Source organism: Gottfriedia acidiceleris, from assembly GCF_004138285.1.
Lineage (GTDB): Bacteria > Bacillota > Bacilli > Bacillales > Bacillaceae_G > Gottfriedia > Gottfriedia acidiceleris_A.
In genome coordinates this window covers 1-459 of the sequence record NZ_SCFN01000068.1, presented here as the reverse complement: position 1 = coordinate 459, position 459 = coordinate 1, and the positions used below count along the sequence as shown (strand labels likewise).

Annotated in this window: 1 protein-coding gene; it reads right to left on the bottom strand. The window is 37.5% G+C overall.

Going from position 1 to position 459, the window contains the following annotated elements; translation table 11 throughout:
* The coding region (locus EP747_RS23995) for an isochorismatase family protein (RefSeq protein WP_205753865.1) at positions 1-459 on the bottom strand (459 nt) is incomplete at both ends.

Genomic DNA, 459 nt, shown 5'->3' with positions numbered 1-459 from the left:
ACACCACCAGAAGCATCAGTTACAACATACACATCATAACCTTTATCAAGTGCTTCAAGTACTGGCATTACTACACAAACTTCAGTCCAAAGACCAGCTACTACTAATTTTTTGTTTCCAGCTTTTTCAACTGCAGCAACAACGTTTTGGTCATCCCAAGCGTTCATTGATGTACGGTCAATAATTTTTTGATCTGGAAAAACTTTTTTGATTTCTGGGAAAATTTGACCACTAAATGTTTTCGAAGCAACAGTTGTTAACACAGTTGGTACATTGAATAATTTAGCTGCTTCTGCTAACCCAGCGGCATTATTTCGAACTAAAGTCACATCAGCTGACTTCGTCGCAAATGCCATTTGTGGTTGATGGTCGACCATTAATAAAGTATGATTTGTTGGTGTTAATAAAGCATCCGTTGAATGAGTAGTAGTCGCTACCTTCATTGGTGTTTTTGTAGTA